This window comes from Gymnodinialimonas phycosphaerae (assembly GCF_019195455.1).
In the GTDB taxonomy this organism is placed as follows: domain Bacteria; phylum Pseudomonadota; class Alphaproteobacteria; order Rhodobacterales; family Rhodobacteraceae; genus Gymnodinialimonas; species Gymnodinialimonas phycosphaerae.
This window is the reverse complement of record NZ_JAIMBW010000001.1, coordinates 2,328,079-2,348,290: the sequence shown is the minus strand read 5'-3', so window position 1 is coordinate 2,348,290 and position 20,212 is coordinate 2,328,079. Positions and strand designations below refer to the sequence as shown.

The following is a 20,212-nucleotide window of genomic DNA, read 5'->3' as shown; positions in this document are numbered from 1 at the left end:
TGTCATGAACCATCGGAGCGCATCGGAGCGTGTCGGGCGCTTGCTTGCATGGATCTTTGACCTCGGGAATCGCGTGGCCTTCTCAGCCGAGTACGCACCGCGCGGCTCGACCTGCATCTCGGTCAAGCAGGACATTTTGGCCTGATCGCAGGCCCTCCAAGCCGGATCGGCCAAGCGCCGCCCATGACGGTTCCCATTTGGCAGCTTTCCGCCAAGGCCATGAAATAGCGCGGGAAAGCCCAAAGGCTATCGGATATCAGCGCGGCGATTTTGTGTGACACGGGGCACCAGAGCACCTTTGCCCCATCCCGCCACACACAACCCCCGAAGGAACGACAATGACCCGCCCCGCACAGCCCCGCCATCAGCCAAGCCCGATCCCCAGCAAGCCCGCGCCGACCCCGTTTCGCTTCACCGATTGGGCGTCCATCTAGGCTGTCAAGTCTGGGCACAGTCCAATGACCCGCTCCACGTCAGACGGTACTTTGAACCCATCAAAGGAGATACGACATGCCCCAGCGTCAACAAAAGCACAGCCAACGCAAGACCCGCCCGCAACCGTTTCGCTTTACGGATTGGGCTGCAATCTAAAGGGGTCCGCACCGAAGGATGCCGATCCGTGATCTGTCCCGCGACCGTATGGCAGCCCTGCACCAGCCACGGAGGGACGGCCTGCGCGGCGATCAGAAGCGGACAGAGATCACCAATGCCACGGCGGAAATCATCGCCATCCAGATCGTAGCCATCATCGCGATGCGGCCGAAAACCAACCATTCGCGGACATCTTCATCGTCGCTCAGGGTTTCAATTCGGGTGCCCTTGGCCATCGCCTGCACGCGGTCCTTCATCTTGTCTTCGAAGCTTGCCATCTGATCCCTCCACTTCTGCTGCTGAACAGGATTGTAGCGTGGCCTGCGCTGCATTCCACTGCTTTGCGCCATGTTTCACGTTGCCTGTCGCGCAATCTCCGCTACCCTCACCTGCAAGCCACCGCATAGGAGCCGCCTGACAATGCGATCGATGACGTCCGTACAAGCCGCGCTTGTCGCTGCCGCAGCCGTGCTGTTTGCCCCTGTAGCCCAAGCGCAGGATGCGCGAGAGATGGAATTCGTGCGGGGTATGATGGAGTCGATGAACCAGCTGTCCGTGCGATTCAACCGCGAGGTCTGCGGATTCATCTTGCAGGACGACGCGGGCAATTACTCTTCCACCAAAGCGTCGTGGGGCGGTGAGGCGAGTTGCGCCTCGCTTCCGTTGGAGGCTGGACAAAGGGCGGTGTCGTCGTGGCACACCCACGCGGCGTGGGGTTTGGGATACGACGGAGAAGTACCCTCGATCCAGGATGTCGAGGGCGATATGCGTTTCGGCGTCAATGGCTGGGTTGGCACACCCGGCGGGCGTCTGTGGTACGTCGATGGCACGACGGGCACCATGACCCAGGCCTGCGGGCGCGATTGCTTGCCTGTTGATCCCAACTTCTACCCGGAAGAGCACGGCCCGGTGGCCGAGACCTACACGTTGGATGGGCTTTATACCCGGTTCGGGCGGTCGCGCTAGGCCGCCTGCTCAAGCTTGAGCAAGGGCCTAACCATCTGAAAATGCAAAGTAAAGCATTTTGTTAACACTTCATTTACCACGAACAGGCCCAAAAACCCGGCGCCGAGTTCTCACTCCGCCGCTTCCAGGTAATCGTCCAGGGGCGGGCAGGTGCAGATCAGGTTCCGGTCGCCTGCCACGTTGTCCACGCGATTGACCGGGGGCCAGTATTTGTCCACCCGGAACGCGCCCGGCGGGAAGCAGCCCTGTTCACGGGTGTAGGCGCGGTCCCAATCGCGCACCAGATCCTCCATCGTGTGGGGGGCGTGGTGCAGCGGGCTGTCTTCGGCCTTTATCGCCCCGGCCTCGACCTCGGCGATCTCTGCGCGGATCGCCTGCATCGCGGTAATGAAGCGGTCCAGCTCGGCCTTGGTCTCGGATTCCGTGGGCTCTACCATCAGGGTTCCCGCCACGGGCCAGCTCATGGTGGGGGCGTGGAAGCCGTGGTCCATCAGGCGCTTGGCGATGTCATCGACGGTGACGCCGGCCTCGGCGAAGGGGCGCGTATCCAGGATGCATTCGTGAGCCACGCGGCCCGTGGTGCCTTTGAACAAAACGCCATAGTCCTCTTCCAGCCGCCGCGCGATGTAGTTGGCGTTGAGGATGGCAACCTTGGTGGCCTGGGTCAGACCAGAGCCGCCCATGAGGTGCACATAGGCATAGGAAATCGGTAGGATCGAGGCCGAGCCATAGGGCGCGGCAGAGACAGGGCCCGCCGTACCGCCCGTTTCGGGATGGCCGGGCAAATGCGGTGCCAAATGCGCTTTGACGCCAATCGGCCCCATGCCGGGGCCGCCGCCGCCGTGGGGGATACAAAACGTCTTGTGCAGGTTCAGGTGGCTGACGTCTGCGCCCAATTCGCCCGGCTTCGACAAACCGACCATGGCGTTGAGGTTTGCACCGTCGAGGTAGACCTGCCCACCGAATTCATGGGTGATGGCGCAGACTTCTTTGACGCTTTCCTCGAACACGCCGTGAGTAGAGGGGTAGGTGATCATGCAAGCGGCCAGCTTGTCGCCCGCCGCCTCTGCCTTGGCGCGGAAATCGGCCAGATCGATATCGCCGTCCTCTTGGGATTTCACAACCACCACCTGCATCCCTGCCATCTGGGCCGAGGCGGGGTTGGTGCCATGGGCCGAGACGGGGATCAGGCAGATATTGCGGTCTTCCCCGTTCGCGCGGTGATAGGCGGCGATGGTCAAGAGCCCCGCATATTCGCCCTGCGCGCCCGAGTTGGGCTGCATCGACATGGCGTCATAGCCGGTGATCTCGCACAGCTTGGCAGAGAGGTCTTCCAGCATTTCGGCATAACCCTCGGCCTGATCGGCGGGGGCGAAGGGGTGCAGGTTTCCGAACTCGGGCCAGGTGATCGGCATCATCTCGACGGCTGCGTTCAGCTTCATGGTGCAGGATCCAAGCGGGATCATCGCGCGATCCAGCGCGAGGTCGCGGTCGCTGAGGCGGCGCATGTAGCGCATCATCTCGGATTCCGCACGGTTCATGTGGAAAATGGGATGGGTCAGGTAATCGGACGTGCGCAACTGATCGTCGGGGATCGCGGGCGCTTTGGGGGCAGGGGCCACCAGCACGCCGAAGGCGCGGCAGACGGCCTCGATGTGCGCCTCGGTCGTCACCTCATCGACGGCGATGCCGATGCGATCCGCGCCGACATCGCGCAGGTTGATCCCGCGTGCGACGGCGGCGGCCATGATGCGCGATTGCTTGTCGCCGACATGCACCGTGAGCGTGTCGAAGAACGTGTCGTTTTCCGGCGGATAGCCCCCGGCAGATAGCGACGCGGCCAGACGGACGGCGCGCATGTGCACACGCTCTGCAATGGCGCGCAGCCCCTGGGGGCCATGGAAGACGGCGTAGAAGCTGGCCATGACGGCCAGAAGCGCCTGTGCCGTGCAGACGTTGGAGGTCGCCTTTTCACGCCGGATATGTTGTTCGCGGGTTTGCAGGGACAGGCGGTAGGCGTTGTGGCCATGGCTGTCGACCGAGACACCCACGATGCGTCCGGGAAGCGAGCGTTTCAGCGCGTCACGGCACGATATGAACGCCGCGTGCGGCCCGCCATAGCCAAGGGGCACGCCGAACCGTTGGGCAGAGCCCACGGCGATATCCGCGCCCATGGCGCCCGGTTCCTTCAGAAGTGTCAGCGCCAGAAGGTCGGTGGCGACTACGGCGATGGCGCGGGCCTCGTGCAGCGCTTCGATCTGGGCGGAGGGGTCAGAAAGCCCGCCGAAGGTGCCCGGATACTGGAAGATCGCGCCAAAGACGGCGGTTGCGTCCAGCGCCTTGGGCGCACCGACGATCACTTGGATCCCCAAGGGCGCGGCGCGCGTTTGCATCACGGCGATTGTCTGGGGATGGCAGTTTTCATCAACGTAGAAAGCGCGCGCCTTCGACTTCGACGCCCGCTGCGCCATGACCATCGCCTCGGCCGCCGCTGTCGCCTCGTCCAGGAGCGAGGCGTTCGCCACGGGCAACCCGGTCAGGTCCGCCACCATGGTCTGGAAGTTCAGCAGCGCCTCAAGCCGGCCCTGCGCAATCTCGGGTTGGTAGGGCGTGTAGGCGGTGTACCACGCGGGGTTTTCCAGCACATTGCGCTGGATCGCGGGGGGCGTGTGAGTGCCGGAGTAGCCCTGGCCGATCATGCTGACCATCGGTTTGTTCTTGGCCGCGATCTCGCGCATGTGCTCCAGCAACTCCGCCTCGGACAGCGCGGGCCATTCCAGCGCGCCCGTCTGCCGGATGGAGGCGGGGACCGTGTCGTCGATCAACCCATCCAGGCTGTCAGCGCCCACGAACCCCAGCATCTCCGCCATTTCGGCGGGGGAGGGGCCGATGTGACGGCGGTTGGCGAAATCATCGGGGTCGTAGTCGGTGGTCGTCCAGGGCATTGAGCGCTCCATCAATCAGGGCTTTTGCCCCTCTTTGTTCTGAAAATATGCCGGGGGGGATGGGGGGCTGGCCCCCCATGGGGCGGCGTGGTGCCGGGCATGGCCGCAAGTCGAAGGTGCCCCCTTATTCCCCGATCAGATCCTTGTATTCTTCCTCCGAAATGTATTCGTCCAGCGCATCGAGATCATCGATCTTGATCTTGAAGAACCACGCGGCCCCCATGGCATCCTCGTTCACCAAAGCGGGCTTGTCGGCGAGGGCGTCGTTGACCTCTACGATTTCGCCATCCAGCGGCGCGATGATGTCGGAGGCGGCCTTGACGGATTCGATCACCACGATCTCATCCCCCTTGGAGACCTGGGTCTCGACCTCGGGCAATTCGACGTAGACGACATCGCCCAGTTGCGTGGCGGCGTGTTCGGTGATGCCGACGGTGATGATGTTGCCGTCGGCTTCAAGCCATTCGTGGTCTTCGGTGAATTTCATGGGTGTCTCCGTGATCTAGCGTTTGAAGCCGGGGGGTGTGAAGGGAAGTTTGACCTGGGCGACCGGCAAGCGCTTGCCGCGCACCTCGCCGTAGAGCGGGATATCCCCGGGCGTATCAGACGCCACGAGGGCCAAAGCCATGGGTGCGCCCAGGGTGGGGCCGAAACCGCCGGAGGTGATTTTGCCGATGGGGGTGGGGGCGTCGGGGCTGGTGAAGATTTCCACGCCGGTCCGCATCGGCGCGCGGCCCTCGGGCAGCAGGCCTACGCGGCGGCGGGGCGCGCCGTTGGCGATTTGGTCAAGGAGGGTATCCGCGCCGGGGAACCCGCCCGCGCGGTCGCCACCGCTGCGGCGGACCTTACTGATGGCCCAGGCCTGCCCGGCCTCTATCGGGCTGACGCTCGGGTCCATGTCTTGACCATACAGCGGCAATCCGGCTTCCAGCCGCAGGGAATCCCGCGCGCCTAGCCCGATGGGTTCGACCCGCTCGTCTTCCAGCAGGGCGCGGGCGAAGGCCTCGGCCCGCCCCTCCGGGATCGAGATCTCGAACCCATCTTCGCCGGTGTAGCCAGAGCGGCTGATCCATAATTCTGCGCCGTTCCACGCCATCCGCGTGGAATCCATGAACCGCATGTCGGCCACCTCAGGGATCAGCGCGGCCAATGCCGCTTCGGCCTTCGGGCCTTGCAGGGCCAAAAGTGCGCGGTCCTCGATCACCCTGACCCCGTCCAGATGGGCGCGCAAATGGGCGATGTCGGCGTCCTTGCACCCGGCGTTCACCACCAAAAACAGGCCATCTGGCACGCGCGCGATCATCAGATCGTCCAGCACGCCGCCCGCGTCATTGGTGAAAAAACCATAGCGTTGGCGACCCTCGGCCAGTCCTGCCACGTCGACCGGCACCAGCGTCTCAAGATCCGAATCGCCGGGCAGCATCACCTGACCCATGTGGCTGACATCGAACAGGCCCGCGCTTTCGCGGGTCCACAGATGTTCGCCCATCACGCCAAGGGGGTATTGAACGGGCATCGCATAGCCCGCGAAGCCCACGAATTTGCCGCCCAGTTCCGCGTGCAAATCGGCCAGTGCCAGTGTCTTGAGATCGCCCTCAGCCATCATCGTCCCCCGAACCGGGGCCCATGGCCCGGCATCATTCACACGCGAGCTGTACGCCGCGCCATATGATGCCCCCTCTGTCCTTTGGCCTGAGATCGTTATCCCTTCGGCGGAGGGCCCTCCCTCACTCTCCAGAGTACTTTTGCATCCACAGGTCCATCTGCCTGAGAGTTTACCGGGGCGGTTGCTCCTTCGGCCCAAGTCTGCGACGCGAAGCGGCGCAAACGAGCGTCTCCCTATGGATACGTCGCAAACAATACAGAGACGCGCGCCCATATCAAGAGGGCTTGATAGCTGTTTTCAATTGCCTCATTTGGGGACCATGATCGATCCGTATTTCTTTGGCTATGGCAGCCTCGTGAACCGCAAGACCCATGCCTACCCACAGGCTGTTCAAGCCCATGTCAGGGGATGGCGCAGGATGTGGAAGGGCACTGTGCTGCGCGAAGTGGCGTTCCTGACTGCCGAGCCTGATTCGACCGGCGAGATTTCGGGCCTTATCGCCGCTGTGCCCGGCGCGGACTGGGCGGCGCTTGATGTGCGCGAGGCCGCCTATGCGCGCCATGGCGTAGGTGAGATCCGCCATGGCCATAGCCACGGAACGGAATTGGATATCCAGATCTATGCGGTAGAGCCCGAGCTTGTAGACACCAGGGCGCATCCGATCCTGCTTAGCTACCTCGATACCGTCGTGCAGGGCTATCTGGCCGAGTTTGGAGAGGCCGGCGCGCGGACGTTCTTCGAGACGACAGGCGGTTGGCACCACCCGATCCGCGATGATCGTGCCGATCCGGTTTATCCCCGTGCGACAGTGCTGACAGCCGAGGAACGAAAGTTCGTCGACACGCATCTGGCGCAGGTCGGGGCCTGAGCCCCAGTCCTCAGACCGTCATCCAGTCCTTAGACCGTCATGTGACGCGCCCGCGCGCCCCGCTCGATGGCGGCGGCATGGAGGCGATCAATGGCGAACACATCGCGCAATTCTTGCAGGAAACGCAGCTCGGCCTGGGCCAGTTTGCCGTCGGCGGCGGCCACATCGCAGGCCAGCGCATAGGCTGTCTCATACAGATGCGCGGGCAGGCCGTCCGTCACCAGACCGAACAGCGCGTCAAGGCCGTCTTCCTCTTCAAAAAGGTCGAATACCACGTTGGCCACGCGCCGCGTGCGGTCGGCGTCATAAGCGCCGAAGACGGGAAGGTAATTGACCATCTGCTCGATGGACAACAATTCCTCGGTGCGGATCGTCTCGTCCGAGAAGGACATCCCGACCATCACGGCCACGAGGCTGTCTTCCGGGGTGAAACTGTGATCGGGCATCTTTGGCTCTCCTGGCGTGTATGTGGTGTCATTTATTGACGACGGGCGTCCCAGACAATAGGTCCGGGCCATTGATCCGAGCCGGGCATTTGCGCCCGCCAATGAAGGCGACACCCATGACCGATCTGCGCGATGCTGCGATGACCTCCAAGGCCTGGCCCTTTGAAGAGGCGCGGCGGGTGTTGAAACGGTACGAGGGCGGCGCGCCCGAAAAGGGCTATGTGCTGTTCGAGACGGGCTATGGCCCGTCGGGCCTGCCGCATATCGGAACCTTCGGAGAGGTGTTGCGCACCACGATGGTGCGCCGCGCGTTCGAGGTGATTTCAGACATTCCCACCAAGATGATCTGTTTCAGCGATGATCTGGACGGGATGCGCAAGGTGCCGGGCAATGTACCCAATCCCGAGTCGCTGACGCCGCATTTGCAGCGCCCCCTGACGTCGGTGCCCGATCCCTTCGGCACCCACGAGAGTTTTGGCCACCACAACAACGCCATGCTGCGCCGGTTCCTGGACACCTTCGGGTTTGAGTATGAGTTCATCAGCGCGACGGAGTTCTATGGCTCTGGCCGGTTCGATGAGGTCCTCAAGCGGGCGGTAGAGCGCTATGACGACATCATGAAGGTGATGCTGAAGTCCCTGCGAGAGGAGCGGCAGCAGACCTATTCGATTTTCCTGCCGATCCACCCCGAGACGGGAAGGGTGCTGTATGTGCCGATGAAGGCGGTTGATCCGGTGGCCCATACGATCACCTTCGATGATGAAGACGGGCGCGAATGGACGCTTCCGGTGACGGGCGGCAACGTGAAGTTCCAGTGGAAGCCCGATTTCGGCGCGCGCTGGGCGGCGCTGGAGGTTGATTTCGAGATGTACGGCAAGGACCATTCCACCAATACGCCGATCTATTCGCGGATTTGTGAGATTCTGGGGACGAAGGCGCCCGAGACCTACACCTATGAGTTGTTCCTGGATGAGGGCGGGCAGAAGATCTCCAAGACGTCGGGCAACGGGATCAGCATTGATGAATGGCTAAGCTATGCCTCGACGGAGTCGCTGTCGTATTTCATGTACGGCAAGCCCAAGACGGCCAAACGGATGCATTTCGACGTGATCCCCAAGGCGGTGGATGAATACCACCAGCAGCTGCGTGCCTACGGGGCGCAGGACACGGCCGCGCGGCTGGCGAACCCGGTCTACCACATCCACGGCGGCGATGTGCCGGAGAGCACGATGGTGGTTCCGTTTGCGATGCTTTTGAACCTGGCCAGCGTGTCGAGCGCCGAAGAGAAAGACAAGCTGTGGGGCTTCATCAACCGCTATGCGCCCGATGCGAGCCCGGAGACGAACCCGGATCTGGATCAGGCGGCAGGCTTCGCGATCCGCTATTACAACGATTTCGTCAAACCCACCCGCCAGTTCCGCCTGCCGACCGATCAGGAACGCGGCGCGATGGAGGAGCTTATTGCCTGCCTTGGAGATGCCGACAAGGCGCTGGACGTGATCGCCCGCAAGAACGCGCAAGAGGGCAAGGAGGTGGCCCTGCCCGAGGTCGATTGGCATGATGATGAATTCCTGCAATCCATCGTTTTTGCGATCGGCAAGACCCACGGCTTTGATCCGCTGCGCGCGTGGTTCTCGGGCCTTTACGAGGTGCTTCTGGGGGCATCGCAGGGCCCTCGGTTCGGCGGGTTCATCGCGCTGTACGGCATTGATGAGACGGTGCAGCTGATCGAAGATGGGTTGGCTGGCAAACTTGTGACCTGAAATCTGCGGCGGCGGCGCTAGGTTGGGGGACATCGAAACAAGGAGATGCCCCATGATCCGCGCCGCCGTTTTGTCGTTCGTCTTGTCCTGCGCCGCCGCCTTGTCCGCCTCGGCGCAAGAGATGCTGGCCCCCAACCCCGAGATCGAGGCCGTGATCGGCAGTCAGTTCAACGCCTTCCGGGCGGAGGACGTGATTGACGCATGGCAATATGCCAGCCCCAATATCCAGGGGCTGTTTGGCGACCCGCAAAACTTCGGCCGTATGGTGCAGCAGGCCTACCCCATGGTCTGGAACCCCGCTGAGGTCGATTTCATCGATCTTCAGACATTTGGCGCGATCATCGTGCAGCGGGTGGAAGTCGTCGATCAGGCCGGAAACCTGCACTATCTTGGGTATGCGATGATCGAGACGGAAGATGGCTGGCGGATCAACGGCGTGCAGGTTCTGCAAGCGCCGTCGCTGGGTGCTTAGGGCTGTTGAGGGATTGCGCCGGCTGCGCCGTCGGCACGACTTAGGAATTGCGCCGGCTGCGCCGTCGCCGGGGGCCGCGCGCGCACCTGCGGTGCGCTGGGCCGGGGGCGCCCGGCCCTGAAGCAGGGCGCTTTTGGGCGCCGTTGTCGGGTTCCGCCCGTTTTTCTTTGTCGCGTTAATGACCTCTTAACCTCTATGGCCTAATCATGGCGACGCAATCCGGGTAATCGGCTGTCCCAGTCGGCTGATCCTGGACGTTTTCAGACATTGCAAAACAACCGAGGTGACCGTTCAGGGCGCCTCGGTTGCCCCTGTTCCGGTCTATGGATGACGCGGGGCCCCGATCACGGGCGCATGGTCCCGTGCGGAAAAGGGGTACGACATGAACCAGGTGATCACAGACGGCCTTATCTTGATGCCGCCAGCATTTGCCGATGGCCTGGGCGATTGGTCCCGGCAAGACGGCCGTCCGGGCAGCGATACATGGGCCACGGCGCCCAATGCCGCGATCGTTTCGGCCGATAGCGATTTCGGCGATTGCCTTGAAATCCTGAAGATCGACGCAACCACCAAGCTACGCTCGATGGGGCAGACGCCCATCATCCCCGGCACGTATCTGCGGATCTCGGCCCGGGTCAAAGTGCTGTCGGGCAACCTGCCTGATGTGCGCATCGCGGCTTGGCCGGGGGCGGGAAATGACACCTATGTGTCGGGCCTTGCCGAGACGGCGACCTCGGTCGATATCACCGGCTACGGCACCATCGTCACGGTCAGTGCGATCATCGGTTCGGGTCAGCGCGGCGGTGTCGATCTGGCGTGGGGGACGGGCCCCAGCTACGCCCATGTCGGCCTTGACCTGACGGGCCCCAACGGCGCCCAGGTCCGGATCGAAAGCATCACCGTTGAAGACGTCACCTCGGTCTTCCATCGCAAGCTGATGGATTGGGTCGATGTTCGCGACTACGGTGCCGTGGGCAACGGCACGACCAACGACCGCGATGCCTTCGTCGCGGCTGATGCCGCCGCAAACGGGCGTGAGGTGCTGGTGCCCGAAGGTGATTACTACGTCGGCAACAATTTGACCCTCACCAACCCCGCCCGCTTTGAGGGCAAGCTTGTCATGCCCGACACGGCGCGCCTTTCGCTGAATGAGAACTTCGATCTCGATGGCTATGCGGAGGCGTTGGGGGATGAGGTTCTTGGCCTGAAGAAGGGCTTGCAACAGCTGTTCAATCAGTCCGAATTCGAAGCGTTCGACATGTGTGGCCGCCGCGTCGTGCTGGATGAGCCGCTGGACATCCAGGCCATTGTCGGCAACCGCAATACCTATGCCAACCGTCGCGTCCTGCGTAACGGGCAGTTCACCGCTGCCGCCTCCAGCGCCTGGAACGACACCGTCACAACGCGCAGCGCCAACTGGTCGGCCTCCAGCGCGTTCGAGTTGTCGGGCGTGTCGAACGCCGCCTCGATCCCGGTGGGCTCGCTTGTCACGGGGCCCCAAGGGGTGGGCCGCGAGGTCTATGTGCGCGCGGTCAATGCGGCGCAAAACAAGGTCTTCCTGTCCTCGCCCCTGGTCGCGCCACCGGCCAACCAGACCTACACCTTCACCCGCTTCAAATACATGCTGGACTTCATTGGTTGGCAGAACTTACAGCGCTTCATCGTCTCGGACATCGAATTCCTTTGCGGGGGTCTGTGTTCGGCGATCAATCTGGCGCTGGATGGCTTGGTGTTCCAGATCCAGGATTGCTTCTTCACCGGTCCCAAGGACCGCGCGATCACCAGCGCCGACGAGGGCTGCCAGGGCATGCAGATCGACCGCTGCCAGTTCCTGTCGAACGAGCAGACCGTCAACGTGCCGCAGCGCAAATCGATCTGCTTCAACATCAACTCCAGCGACTGCAAGATCCGCGACAACCGGGCCAACAAGTTCCTCCACTTCGGGGTGATTTCGGGCTCGGGCAACATCATCTCGGGCAATCACTTCTTCCAGGGTGACGGGATCGTGGAGGGCGTCCGCTCTCCGGGGCTGGTGATTGCCGATGCCAACGCCAAATGCACGTTCACCGGCAACTACGTCGACAATTGCTACATCGAATGGACCAACGAAAAGGACCCGACACCAAACTTCACCGGCGGCTTGTCGTTCCACGGATTGACGGTGCAGGGCAACATCTTCTTCGCCACCAACACGGCGCCGTGGATGCGGTTCATCTCGATCAAGCCCCACGGCACGGATCACTTCATCAACGGCATGTCGGTGACGGGCAACCTGTTCAAGAAGACCAACGGCGCGCAGCTGGAGGCCGTGGACGGCGTGGACGATTCCATCGCGAGCCTTGACCTGAACCGCACGGCGGACCTTGAGTTCAAGGGGAACGTCTTCCACGGCATCGTGAAGCGCACCGAGAACCCGATTTCGCTGCGTGTGGTGGAGGGGACGGCCGTCCAGACCTGGAACGTGGATCTGAGCGATTGGCTGCCGTTCGGTGCCCCGGCGAAATATGCGCTGTCGGTGCTGCCCGATGGTCCGTTGCGGTCGGTTTCGAACGTCATCGTCTATTCCGCGCCCTATGCGCAGGGGTTGCAGGGCGTCGGCGGACAAACACTGCGGGTGACATGGTCGCAGGCCGTGAAGGGGGCGGCCTACGTCACGACGCGGTGCGACAACTGACGGGCTTCGCCTTGCGCAGGCGGTACGCGGCGACAGTGCAAGGTTGAAGGGGGCCCCCCGGGGATGCGACGGCACCCCGGGGGTCCGGTGTTTTTGCCGATCGCGCCTTCTCCTTTCCGTGCGGGCGCGATAAACCGCGCGACAGGATCAAGGCTTGAGGAAGGGCTGCCCGTGCTCGCCGTTGAAAACGTGTCGACTTACCCGCGCCCGCCCGCGTTGGAGCCTGTGGCACAGCGGCTGCGCGCCGTCTTCAAGGGGGTTCCCATCGCCGATACGGAGGCGGGGCTGCGGGTGCTGGAAACGCACCACGCGCCCACGTACTACATCCCCCCGGGCGATGTCCTGATCTCGGCCCTCGTTCCAGTGACCCATGAGACGTTTTGTGAATGGAAGGGGCGGGCGGTCTACTATGATCTGGTGATCAATGGCCGCCGGGCGCGCAAGGCCGCGTGGAGCTATCCGGCCCCCACCGCCCGGTTCGAGGCCCTGCGCGACCATATCGCCTTTTTCGCCACTGCCCTGGACGCGGCCTACGTGGGGCAGATGCGCGTCGTGCCACAACCCGGAGACTTCTACGGCGGGTGGGTGACGCCGAACCTGACGGGGCGCATCAAGGGCGCGATGGGGACGATGCATTGGTGACGCCTGTGTCGCCTAACCGGCGGCACTGCGCACCATCCGTTCGGCGCTGATATAGCGGGTCAGCTCTTGCCAGGTGTCGGGGTCAAGCAACGACAACAGACCTTCGTCCACCGTGTAGCCGTAGCTTAACCGCTCCCCGCTGGGGGTGATGAAGGTCAGATGCGCGCCGACGGTCTCGATATCGGCCTGCTTCTCGCAGGTCCACAGGCTGGTGCCGTCATTGCGCAGGGCCCAGATGCCGGTGAAGGTCTCGCCGGTCTCATCGGTGGCACTGAGGATCGTGTAGGCGTGATCGGCGGTGAAATCCCAGCCGTCGCCGGTGTCAGCCTCGCGCCATGTGCCTACGGGGGTCATCCCTTCTCCGATGACGCGCGTGTAGGTGCGCCCGCCCCAGATCATCTGCGCGCCGCCGTCCCTGAAGCTGAGCGTCTCATCGGGTTCCGCGATGTAATAGCTGCCATCCTCGGTGATCTCATAGGTCTGAGGTTGGCCGGGAAGCAGCCAGATGCCGATCAGCGACGGGTCGAGGAGGGTGCTTGTCATATCGTCAGAATGGCACGGAATTTTGGCGCTGCCTAATGGTTAAGCGACCGTGGAATGGGAAATCAGGCCCTCACGTCGCAAAGTCCGGGGCGGTAAGGTGAAAGGCCTTGCCGAAGCCGCCGTTCAGAAAGCCCCGATCAGGGGTGAACCGGGTCAGCTGGAAGTCGGTGAAATCGTAGTAGAGTTGCGCCTTGGGGTAGTGCGACAGGTAGTGGTCGCGCAGGGCGGATTTATCGGCTGCGGTCGCGGTGGCCTGAAGGGTCAGGCGCGGGTGGGTCAAGGGGTCCCCCTTGGGGCCGGGCTCTCCGATGAGGAGGGAGCACGCGGGATGGGCGGCCAGCGCCCCGGTGTGGGTCGAGAGGGTCGAGATCAGCGACAGCGGCACGCCGTCGGGGCCGGGCACAAGCGCGATGCGGGTGACCATGGGGTCCCCTGTGGCGGGGTCAAGTACGGCCAGGGCGGCGAAGCGGGCCGCGTCGATCAGGGACCGCGCAAGGGCGCGCGCGTCGTCATCGGTGGGGCGGATCGGGTTGGTCATGGCGCAAGATTAGCAGGGGATCGCGGCTGGCGCGAGGTCGCAGAGGCCTAGAATTCCTGCCAAAGCGATAGCGAGATGCCCACCGCATCGCTTCCCGTCAAGGCGCCGCGCGCGCCAAGCCGCAGGGAAGTGCCCTCGCGGATCTGGAATACGAACGACGGCGAGGCGGTCAGCAAGGGATCGGAATCCGGCCAATCCTCGGCCTTCATTGAGAAGACGAGAGAGGCGCGATCCGTCAGGCTGAAGCCAAGCGTGCCCTCGGCTTGCAGGATCGTTTCATCGACCTCCAGATCATAAAGCGCCACCAGATCCAGCGTGACCCAGCCGCCCTGATGGCGCATCGGCATGTACCAAGCGTCCCCGCCGCCGCCGAAACCGCGCCCGAGAGAGGCTCCAAGGCGTACAAGCCCATGGGCATCGGCCTCGCCCAATTGTCGCACGCCAAGGCCAGCATCAACGGCGAACTGCCACGTCGCGTCCGGCGCGCTGAGCGAATAGCGCACAAAGCCCACCACCTGACGGCTAAGCTCGCCCTGGCCAAGGTCCACCCCAAGCGTCAGGCTGTGACCCAGCCCGACTTCGGCGTAGGCGCTGAGGTAGGTTTCAGGCTCCCACAGGCCGGCCATCACATCCGAGGGGGCTTCTTCGGCCGAAATCTGGAAAGAGAGGAACACATCGCCCGCCGGACGCGCCCACGGGCCCGCGATGGCAGGTGCGCCGCAAAGGCCCACCACCATGCCAAGACCCAAAACCGTGACCCCCGTGCAACGCATAAGTACGATAAAGGCCGCATAGAGTTAACAAATCCCTAACGGCCTTGTCGCAGCCGCGCGCGGGCGGCCATGGTCAGGCTCTGCCAGCCACAGATTCGGGGGGGTCGCTGCTTTGGGCACTGTGCGTTCAGTAAATGAGTATTTGTTTAATGCCGTACCCACAGTGCGGGTGCCCCATGATTGATCTGTCACGCAACATTCGCGCGACTTTGGCCGATGGCACGGTCGTCCCCCATGAGAAGCGCTACTTCGGCGTGCCCCTGCGCCCGCGCTCTGGCCCGCTGGAAGGCTATCTCGTGACCGCCTATCGCGGCGGACGTGATCCCGAAGTGCAAGAGCTTCTGGCGCGCCGTCACGATGCCTATGTCGATTGCCTTCAGCTTGCCGGTATGCGCGTCCCGGAAACGCACCTGCGTCTGATCGACGAGGCAGGCATGCAGCGCCCGGTAATTGTGCAAAAGGCGGTTCCCGACGACATGATGCTGGTGCCCCTGATCCGGAAGGCGGGCCCCAAGGCGGCCATTGGCCTGTTGGACCGGGTCGCCACCGATGTGGCCGAGTTCTGGCGCCGCGTCGCGCAACGCCCCGAGCGGGTGGGCCTTCACGCGCAGATCGAACGGTTCGCCATGGACGAGACGGGCCCCCTGTTTCTGGACACCTTTCCACCGCTGATTGCCTATAGCCGCAACGAGATGGGGCAGCTGATCCAGCGTTTTGCCGACAACGGCCTGCTGCGCGGCCTTGGGAAGGTCTTGCCGGGGCGTCTTCGCGATATGCAAGACCGTTGGTATACGCCCGCAGGCTCGATCCAGACGCTGATCGAAGGCGCTTTGCGCCAGCGCCCCAATGACGCGGAAGAGATCCTCGAATGGGCTGACAAGTTCGCCGCGACCCGCCTTGAAGGGCCCTGGCGCAATGCCGTGCAAGCGCAACTGGCGCGCCATGCGCGGGCGGCGAAGCTGGGTGTGGGCCGCTGGAACGGCATCGCCGGGCGTGATCGACCCCATGCCTGACGACACGGTGCGCCCCGGGATGCGGGACGCAAACATGAAGGTTGTGCTGGTCCACCCCGAGATCCCCGGCAACACCGGCACCATTGGGCGCACCTGCGTTGCGTTGGATCTGGAACTGATCCTGATCCACCCCCTTGGGTTTGATATCGGTGAAAAATCCGTGCGGCGGGCAGGGCTTGATTACTGGAAGTACGTGCGGTTGACCGAGTATCAGTCGTGGCAGGCGTTCATGGCTGATCGTGCCCCCCGTGACGACCAGCTTTTCCTGTTTGAGAACGATGGGGAAGGCGGCTCGGTCTACGAGCCCGCCTATCCGCCTGACGCCTATCTGATCTTCGGGAAAGAGACCAAGGGCCTGCCGCCCGAGGTCTTGACCGGTCGCGCCAAACGCACGTTTCGCCTGCCGATGCGCTCGCCCCATATCCGGTCCCTGAACCTTGCCAATGCGGCCACGGCGGTGATTTATCAGGCGATGCGATCCTACCTGGCATAGGCCATGTCGGCCCGTGGGAAGACTGCAATTCCATGCCCGACAGGGGGAAAGGCTTTTCACGCCACCCGCGACTGGGTATGCGCGGGGGGCACGCTGCGCTTGCGCGGCCAATTGAACTGACAGAGACCAAACTGAGAGAGGTGGCGATGCCTGAGCCCGATCAAACTCCGCCTCGTGCGACGGACACGCCCGGTCTGGAGGCCGAGGTGCGCGCCCTGCGAGAGGAACTTTCGTTCCTGCGCCGACACCGGATGTTCGTGATCTACCAATCCGTCCCGCGGATCCTGTTCTTCCGCTTCGCGGTCGGTATGGCCGCGGGGCTTGGCACCGTGATCGGCGCGACGGTGCTATTGTCGGTGATCATCTGGGCGCTGAGCCAGATCGAGTTCTTGCCGATCATCGGGGAGTGGTCGGCCCAGATCGCACAACAGATCGATGCCGCGGTCAACGGGGCGGATTGAGCGACCAGATCTTGAGAAGGGCCGCGCGCCGCTTACATGTCAAAGGACGGCACCGATTGACCCAAACGGAGAGCGCCCATGCAATGCCCAGTCGATGGAACCACCCTCGTGATGTCTGACCGCCAAGGGGTGGAGATTGATTATTGCCCCACCTGTCGCGGTGTTTGGCTTGATCGCGGAGAACTCGACAAGATCATCGAACGCTCGGTCCCGGCGGCGGCCCCTGCCGCGCCCGCCCAGGAGGGGTACGCAGAAGAACGCGCCCCCCGCCGCAAGAAGCGCGGGTCCTTTCTGGATGATATCTTCGATTTCTGAACGGCAGGCCCCAAGCGGTCAGCGCGCGGCCAGGCGGTCGAACAGGTCGAAATACTGCGCGCCGACCTTCGCCCAGGTGTAATCGCGCTGCGCGATGCGCTGTAGCGCGGTGCCCTGCTCAGCCGTCATCGGTGTGGACAGCGCGGCAACAAGGCTTGCCGTGTCGGTGAAGTACCGGGCGGCGTCTTGTGTGGCGAGCCGATTGAAAACGCAGTCAAACGCGAAGATCGGGTGGCCGATGTGCATCATCTCGACCAGCGCTGGGTTGGTGCCCCCGGCGGAATGGCCGTGGATGTAGGCGCTGGCCCCTTGCCGGAGTGCAAAAAGAGGGCCGGGGGCGTAGATCGAGTCCAGTAGCTGCAAGTGCGGCACGTTGCGGAAGCGGGCCTTCAATGCCCGCCCATAGGCGTTGTCGCCCCAATTTCCGACGAAAACCAACGGCTTGGCGGCATCCGTGAAAGCGGCAAGGATCATGTCCACGTTGTTCTCGGGCTCGATCCGGCACAGCGCCAGGGCGTAGCCCTCAGGCAGGTCCGGCGGCGCGGCAGAGGGCGGCTGCGGCGCGGCAGAGGCATGGTCGCCGCCATAGGCAATGACCTCGGCCTCGACCCCGTAGTCGTGCCGCAGATGGTCGGCGATGGCGGAACTGTCGGCGATAACGGCGTCCGAATGGCGCACGGCCAGACCTTCGGACCAGCGCAAAAAGGCGCGTGCGGGTCGGGACCACTTGCCGCGCCGCCATTCCAGCCCGTCGACGTGCGTGATGATCCGCGTGCCTTGGCGGGCAAGGACGGGAAGGGCGACGGCCCCCGATACGCCCAACATCAGGGCCACATCCGTGCCGCATCTGATCGCATCGCGCAGCGTGGCGGCATCATAGACGACGCTGGAGGCACCGTTGGCACGGAATCGCGAGTATCGCAGCTTGGCCTTGCCAAAGACCTCGGGCTGATCGGGATAGGCGGGACGACTGCAATAGATGCTCAAGGCCTCGGGTCGGTTCGTATCGGCATGAAAGCGCGCAAGATTGTCGGCAAGGGTTTCAAAACCGCCGTACCGGGCGGGCACTCCGACACACCCCAGGATCGCGATGCGATGGCGATTTTCATTTGCCATATCAATCCTTTGAGAGGCTCTTGCCACTGTGACCCGGGTGCGCGTGCGCGAAAGTTACCTGATCAGGATCGGAATTGGAAAAGGCAAACGCGCTTCCTGACGTGATATTGTCTTCTCGACTTGCCCTTGGCTTAACCTAATATTTAATGTCATCACGTTGATTAAAGGTATTCTTGAGGAGTTCGGCAGTTTGCGCCCGAACGATATTTGCTGCTATGTCGGTCATGTTGTGGCCTGGGGAATAAGATGACGATTGTTCCGGATTTCGATCGCTCGGTTGCATTGCCGGTGCGCCTCAAGCGCGCCGGGGCAATGCAACACGCCGCAGAAGTGGGCGGCTCGCAGGGCTATTGGCGCCTTCGGTCTGTGGTCGACATCGCCGGGGCGCTGCTTCTGTTGCCTACGGTGGCATGCCTTGCGCTGATCCTCATGGTGCTCAACCCCATGTTTAACCCCGGTCCGCTGCTGTATCGCCAGCGGCGCATGGGAAAAGGGTGCACGCCGTTCCTGGCGATCAAGTTCAGGACCATGACCTGCGGCGTGCAGGAGCGGGGGGCCAATGACCCGGTGGAGGTTGATCGCATCACGCCGCTTGGCGGCATCCTGCGCCGCATGGGGCTGGACGAGTTGCCACAGGCCATAAACGTCCTGCGCCGCGAGATGAGCTTGATTGGCCCGCGTCCCGATTGCGTCCACCATGCGGAAGAGTTTCTTGCCGCGATCCCCGAATACAGGCGCCGTTTCGCGATCCGGCCGGGGATGAGCGGCCTGTCGCAAATCAAGCTCGGCTATGCCGTGGGCTTGGAAGCCACGCGGGCGAAGGCTTTGACGGATATCGATTATATCGACCGCGCCGGGCTGGCGCTTGATCTTTGGATCGCCTGGCGCACCTTGGTGACCGTGGCGACGGGGCGCGGCGACTGACATCCCCGGACGTGCCGACGCGTGGCGGATGCCCCGCTAGCTGCTGATAAACCTCACGTCCCCTGAAGGATCGATGCGCGCGGCCGTCATCTCCCCGCCATAGACCGCACCGGTATCGACGGCGATCCGGCCCGCTTCCGCATAGGGGGCCTCAAAGACATGGTGGCCGAATGCCACCCATTGGCCGTCTTGGCGTTCCTCTTTCAGGAAGCTGCCCACCCCCCACATGAGCGTTTTGGGCGATTGTCGCGGCATCGAAACCGCGGGATCTGCTCCGGCGTGCACCACCCAAAGGTTGCCCGATGTCCACGACAGCGGCAATTCCCTGATCCAGTCCACCAGGTCCTGACCCATGGCGTCCATCAGGTCCCCGGCGGCGTCCAAAAGCTCTCCGGCGCCGCGACTATCCGTCGTCAAACCCGCCCCGACGCCAAAACTGGCAAGCGTCTGCAAGCCTCCGTGGCGAATCCAGCGCTTGGCAGAGCCGGTGGGGTCGGCCAGGAAGTCCAGCAACATCCGTTCATGATTGCCGATCAACCCGATCAGCCTGTCGGGGTAGGCGGCCGTGATATCGGCCATGAAACGCAACACATCTGCGCTGGATTCACCGCGATCGATGTAGTCTCCGACGAACACGACCCTGCTGTCGATACCGGCATGGGCTGCGGTATCGGCGTCAATTCGGCTTAGCAACGTCTCTAACTTGTCGATGCTGCCGTGAATGTCGCCCACGACGTAGACCACTTCATCCGGAGCAGGGCCCGTCCACTGCGTCATGATTCGTCTTTCCCTGTCGGCCCCTCTCGGGCCCTACCGGCGACGTCCCGCCGACTAGAATTCCTTGGCCCGTGATCAAAAGCCGTCTCGGGATGATGTGCAATCCGATAATTGCCCTACAGGCCTATGTGCCCTGTTTGGTGTGTCGTTTATCGTGTCTTGATTGCATCGCGGTTTGACAAAAGGTGCCCCGCCCACGGGAGTCTGCGGTGTGTGTTTGTTGCGAAGGGTATAAGAAAACCCGAGGAATTCGCGCCGGTCGGGATTCGCTGACAGGCAAGAGGAG

General features: G+C 63.1%; 21 protein-coding genes and 1 riboswitch. Of the genes, 11 read left to right on the top strand and 10 right to left on the bottom strand.

All coding sequences use genetic code 11. From position 1 onward, the window contains the following. Window positions 1-683 precede the first annotated feature (683 nt). Window positions 684-869, bottom strand: a complete 186-nt coding sequence (locus tag KUL25_RS11670) for a hypothetical protein (RefSeq protein ID WP_068363176.1) — start codon at window positions 867-869, stop codon at window positions 684-686. Window positions 870-1,011: 142 nt separating this feature from the next. Here KUL25_RS11670 and KUL25_RS11665 point away from each other — a divergent pair, with 142 nt between their 5' ends. Further along, on the top strand, window positions 1,012-1,557 hold the full coding sequence (locus tag KUL25_RS11665) for a DUF4329 domain-containing protein (protein WP_257893095.1): 546 nt from the start codon (window positions 1,012-1,014) through the stop codon (window positions 1,555-1,557). 110 nt (window positions 1,558-1,667) lie between these two features. Here the strand turns inward: KUL25_RS11665 and gcvP are convergent, their stop codons facing one another. The 3 genes from gcvP to gcvT form a co-directional block, all read right to left on the bottom strand. After that, on the bottom strand, window positions 1,668-4,502 hold the full coding sequence (gcvP, locus tag KUL25_RS11660) for an aminomethyl-transferring glycine dehydrogenase (protein ID WP_257893094.1): 2,835 nt from the start codon (window positions 4,500-4,502) through the stop codon (window positions 1,668-1,670). 124 nt (window positions 4,503-4,626) lie between these two features. Further along, window positions 4,627-4,989, bottom strand: a complete 363-nt coding sequence (gcvH, locus tag KUL25_RS11655) for a glycine cleavage system protein GcvH (protein ID WP_068363173.1) — start codon at window positions 4,987-4,989, stop codon at window positions 4,627-4,629. A 15-nt stretch (window positions 4,990-5,004) separates the two neighbouring features. Then, window positions 5,005-6,105 (bottom strand): glycine cleavage system aminomethyltransferase GcvT, encoded by a 1,101-nt coding sequence (gene gcvT, locus KUL25_RS11650; RefSeq protein ID WP_257893093.1) that lies wholly within the window; start codon window positions 6,103-6,105, stop codon window positions 5,005-5,007. Between the two features lie 142 nt (window positions 6,106-6,247). Beyond that, a riboswitch (glycine riboswitch) is annotated at window positions 6,248-6,353 on the bottom strand. Between the two features lie 74 nt (window positions 6,354-6,427). On the opposite strand from gcvT, the gene KUL25_RS11645 reads away from it, so the two are divergent. Continuing rightward, window positions 6,428-6,976, top strand: a complete 549-nt coding sequence (locus KUL25_RS11645) for a gamma-glutamylcyclotransferase (protein WP_257893092.1) — start codon at window positions 6,428-6,430, stop codon at window positions 6,974-6,976. Window positions 6,977-7,005: 29 nt separating this feature from the next. Here the strand turns inward: KUL25_RS11645 and KUL25_RS11640 are convergent, their stop codons facing one another. Continuing rightward, the gene (locus tag KUL25_RS11640) at window positions 7,006-7,422 is read right to left on the bottom strand and encodes a tellurite resistance TerB family protein (protein WP_257893091.1); all 417 of its coding nucleotides are present in this window, start codon (window positions 7,420-7,422) and stop codon (window positions 7,006-7,008) included. Between the two features lie 116 nt (window positions 7,423-7,538). Between KUL25_RS11640 and KUL25_RS11635 the strand changes: the two genes are divergently transcribed. The 4 genes from KUL25_RS11635 (at window position 7,539) to KUL25_RS11620 (ending at window position 12,973) form a co-directional block, all read left to right on the top strand. After that, complete coding sequence (locus tag KUL25_RS11635; protein WP_257894850.1) at window positions 7,539-9,185, top strand: lysine--tRNA ligase; 1,647 nt, start codon at window positions 7,539-7,541, stop codon at window positions 9,183-9,185. Window positions 9,186-9,237: 52 nt separating this feature from the next. Beyond that, complete coding sequence (locus KUL25_RS11630; protein WP_257893090.1) at window positions 9,238-9,657, top strand: DUF4864 domain-containing protein; 420 nt, start codon at window positions 9,238-9,240, stop codon at window positions 9,655-9,657. A gap of 382 nt (window positions 9,658-10,039) precedes the next feature. Beyond that, window positions 10,040-12,331 (top strand): right-handed parallel beta-helix repeat-containing protein, encoded by a 2,292-nt coding sequence (locus KUL25_RS11625; RefSeq protein ID WP_257893089.1) that lies wholly within the window; start codon window positions 10,040-10,042, stop codon window positions 12,329-12,331. A 189-nt stretch (window positions 12,332-12,520) separates the two neighbouring features. Next, window positions 12,521-12,973: a DUF427 domain-containing protein gene (locus KUL25_RS11620; RefSeq protein WP_257893088.1), complete on the top strand. Its 453-nt coding sequence runs from the start codon at window positions 12,521-12,523 to the stop codon at window positions 12,971-12,973. A gap of 12 nt (window positions 12,974-12,985) precedes the next feature. Here KUL25_RS11620 and KUL25_RS11615 read toward each other — a convergent pair whose 3' ends face one another. From KUL25_RS11615 to KUL25_RS11605, 3 genes are all read right to left on the bottom strand, one after another. Further along, on the bottom strand, window positions 12,986-13,516 hold the full coding sequence (locus tag KUL25_RS11615; protein ID WP_257893087.1) for a hypothetical protein: 531 nt from the start codon (window positions 13,514-13,516) through the stop codon (window positions 12,986-12,988). Window positions 13,517-13,586: 70 nt separating this feature from the next. Next, window positions 13,587-14,054, bottom strand: a complete 468-nt coding sequence (locus tag KUL25_RS11610; protein WP_257893086.1) for a HugZ family pyridoxamine 5'-phosphate oxidase — start codon at window positions 14,052-14,054, stop codon at window positions 13,587-13,589. Between the two features lie 47 nt (window positions 14,055-14,101). Continuing rightward, window positions 14,102-14,827, bottom strand: coding sequence for a hypothetical protein (locus tag KUL25_RS11605; RefSeq protein WP_257893085.1), 726 nt, complete (start codon window positions 14,825-14,827; stop codon window positions 14,102-14,104). Window positions 14,828-15,003: 176 nt separating this feature from the next. Here KUL25_RS11605 and KUL25_RS11600 point away from each other — a divergent pair, with 176 nt between their 5' ends. The 4 genes from KUL25_RS11600 to KUL25_RS11585 all read left to right on the top strand — a co-directional run bounded on the left by KUL25_RS11600 (window position 15,004) and on the right by KUL25_RS11585 (window position 17,109). Next, complete coding sequence (locus KUL25_RS11600; RefSeq protein ID WP_257893084.1) at window positions 15,004-15,840, top strand: DUF6206 family protein; 837 nt, start codon at window positions 15,004-15,006, stop codon at window positions 15,838-15,840. Next, window positions 15,833-16,333, top strand: coding sequence for a tRNA (cytidine(34)-2'-O)-methyltransferase (locus KUL25_RS11595; RefSeq protein WP_257893083.1), 501 nt, complete (start codon window positions 15,833-15,835; stop codon window positions 16,331-16,333). Before KUL25_RS11600 ends, KUL25_RS11595 begins: the two co-directional genes overlap by 8 nt. 146 nt (window positions 16,334-16,479) lie before the next feature. After that, entirely contained in the window at window positions 16,480-16,794 is a 315-nt protein-coding gene (locus KUL25_RS11590) for a DUF5665 domain-containing protein (RefSeq protein ID WP_257893082.1), read from the top strand. Window positions 16,795-16,872: 78 nt separating this feature from the next. Further along, on the top strand, window positions 16,873-17,109 hold the full coding sequence (locus tag KUL25_RS11585) for a TFIIB-type zinc ribbon-containing protein (RefSeq protein ID WP_068363144.1): 237 nt from the start codon (window positions 16,873-16,875) through the stop codon (window positions 17,107-17,109). Between the two features lie 18 nt (window positions 17,110-17,127). On the opposite strand, the gene KUL25_RS11580 is transcribed toward KUL25_RS11585, so the two are convergent. Further along, window positions 17,128-18,225 carry a DUF1972 domain-containing protein gene (locus tag KUL25_RS11580; RefSeq protein ID WP_257893081.1) on the bottom strand — a complete coding sequence of 366 codons (1,098 nt, stop codon included), beginning with the start codon at window positions 18,223-18,225 and terminating at the stop codon, window positions 17,128-17,130. A 246-nt stretch (window positions 18,226-18,471) separates the two neighbouring features. Here KUL25_RS11580 and KUL25_RS11575 point away from each other — a divergent pair, with 246 nt between their 5' ends. Further along, complete coding sequence (locus KUL25_RS11575; RefSeq protein WP_257893080.1) at window positions 18,472-19,149, top strand: sugar transferase; 678 nt, start codon at window positions 18,472-18,474, stop codon at window positions 19,147-19,149. Between the two features lie 36 nt (window positions 19,150-19,185). On the opposite strand, the gene KUL25_RS11570 is transcribed toward KUL25_RS11575, so the two are convergent. Then, the gene (locus tag KUL25_RS11570) at window positions 19,186-19,926 is read right to left on the bottom strand and encodes a metallophosphoesterase (protein ID WP_257893079.1); all 741 of its coding nucleotides are present in this window, start codon (window positions 19,924-19,926) and stop codon (window positions 19,186-19,188) included. Between the last annotated feature and the right edge of the window lie 286 nt (window positions 19,927-20,212).

Coding starts and splice junctions, on each gene's coding strand:
- gcvP (WP_257893094.1), bottom strand. CDS start 4,502: ATGCCCTGGACGACCACCGACTACGACCCCGATGATTTCGCCAACCGC.
- KUL25_RS11585 (WP_068363144.1), top strand. CDS start 16,873: ATGCAATGCCCAGTCGATGGAACCACCCTCGTGATGTCTGACCGCCAA.
- KUL25_RS11575 (WP_257893080.1), top strand. CDS start 18,472: ATGACGATTGTTCCGGATTTCGATCGCTCGGTTGCATTGCCGGTGCGC.
- KUL25_RS11670 (WP_068363176.1), bottom strand. CDS start 869: ATGGCAAGCTTCGAAGACAAGATGAAGGACCGCGTGCAGGCGATGGCC.
- KUL25_RS11590 (WP_257893082.1), top strand. CDS start 16,480: ATGCCTGAGCCCGATCAAACTCCGCCTCGTGCGACGGACACGCCCGGT.
- KUL25_RS11605 (WP_257893085.1), bottom strand. CDS start 14,827: ATGCGTTGCACGGGGGTCACGGTTTTGGGTCTTGGCATGGTGGTGGGC.
- KUL25_RS11640 (WP_257893091.1), bottom strand. CDS start 7,422: ATGCCCGATCACAGTTTCACCCCGGAAGACAGCCTCGTGGCCGTGATG.
- KUL25_RS11580 (WP_257893081.1), bottom strand. CDS start 18,225: ATGGCAAATGAAAATCGCCATCGCATCGCGATCCTGGGGTGTGTCGGA.
- KUL25_RS11610 (WP_257893086.1), bottom strand. CDS start 14,054: ATGACCAACCCGATCCGCCCCACCGATGACGACGCGCGCGCCCTTGCG.
- gcvH (WP_068363173.1), bottom strand. CDS start 4,989: ATGAAATTCACCGAAGACCACGAATGGCTTGAAGCCGACGGCAACATC.
- KUL25_RS11635 (WP_257894850.1), top strand. CDS start 7,539: ATGACCGATCTGCGCGATGCTGCGATGACCTCCAAGGCCTGGCCCTTT.
- KUL25_RS11665 (WP_257893095.1), top strand. CDS start 1,012: ATGCGATCGATGACGTCCGTACAAGCCGCGCTTGTCGCTGCCGCAGCC.
- gcvT (WP_257893093.1), bottom strand. CDS start 6,105: ATGGCTGAGGGCGATCTCAAGACACTGGCACTGGCCGATTTGCACGCG.
- KUL25_RS11630 (WP_257893090.1), top strand. CDS start 9,238: ATGATCCGCGCCGCCGTTTTGTCGTTCGTCTTGTCCTGCGCCGCCGCC.
- KUL25_RS11600 (WP_257893084.1), top strand. CDS start 15,004: ATGATTGATCTGTCACGCAACATTCGCGCGACTTTGGCCGATGGCACG.
- KUL25_RS11625 (WP_257893089.1), top strand. CDS start 10,040: ATGAACCAGGTGATCACAGACGGCCTTATCTTGATGCCGCCAGCATTT.
- KUL25_RS11595 (WP_257893083.1), top strand. CDS start 15,833: ATGCCTGACGACACGGTGCGCCCCGGGATGCGGGACGCAAACATGAAG.
- KUL25_RS11645 (WP_257893092.1), top strand. CDS start 6,428: ATGATCGATCCGTATTTCTTTGGCTATGGCAGCCTCGTGAACCGCAAG.
- KUL25_RS11570 (WP_257893079.1), bottom strand. CDS start 19,926: ATGACGCAGTGGACGGGCCCTGCTCCGGATGAAGTGGTCTACGTCGTG.
- KUL25_RS11615 (WP_257893087.1), bottom strand. CDS start 13,516: ATGACAAGCACCCTCCTCGACCCGTCGCTGATCGGCATCTGGCTGCTT.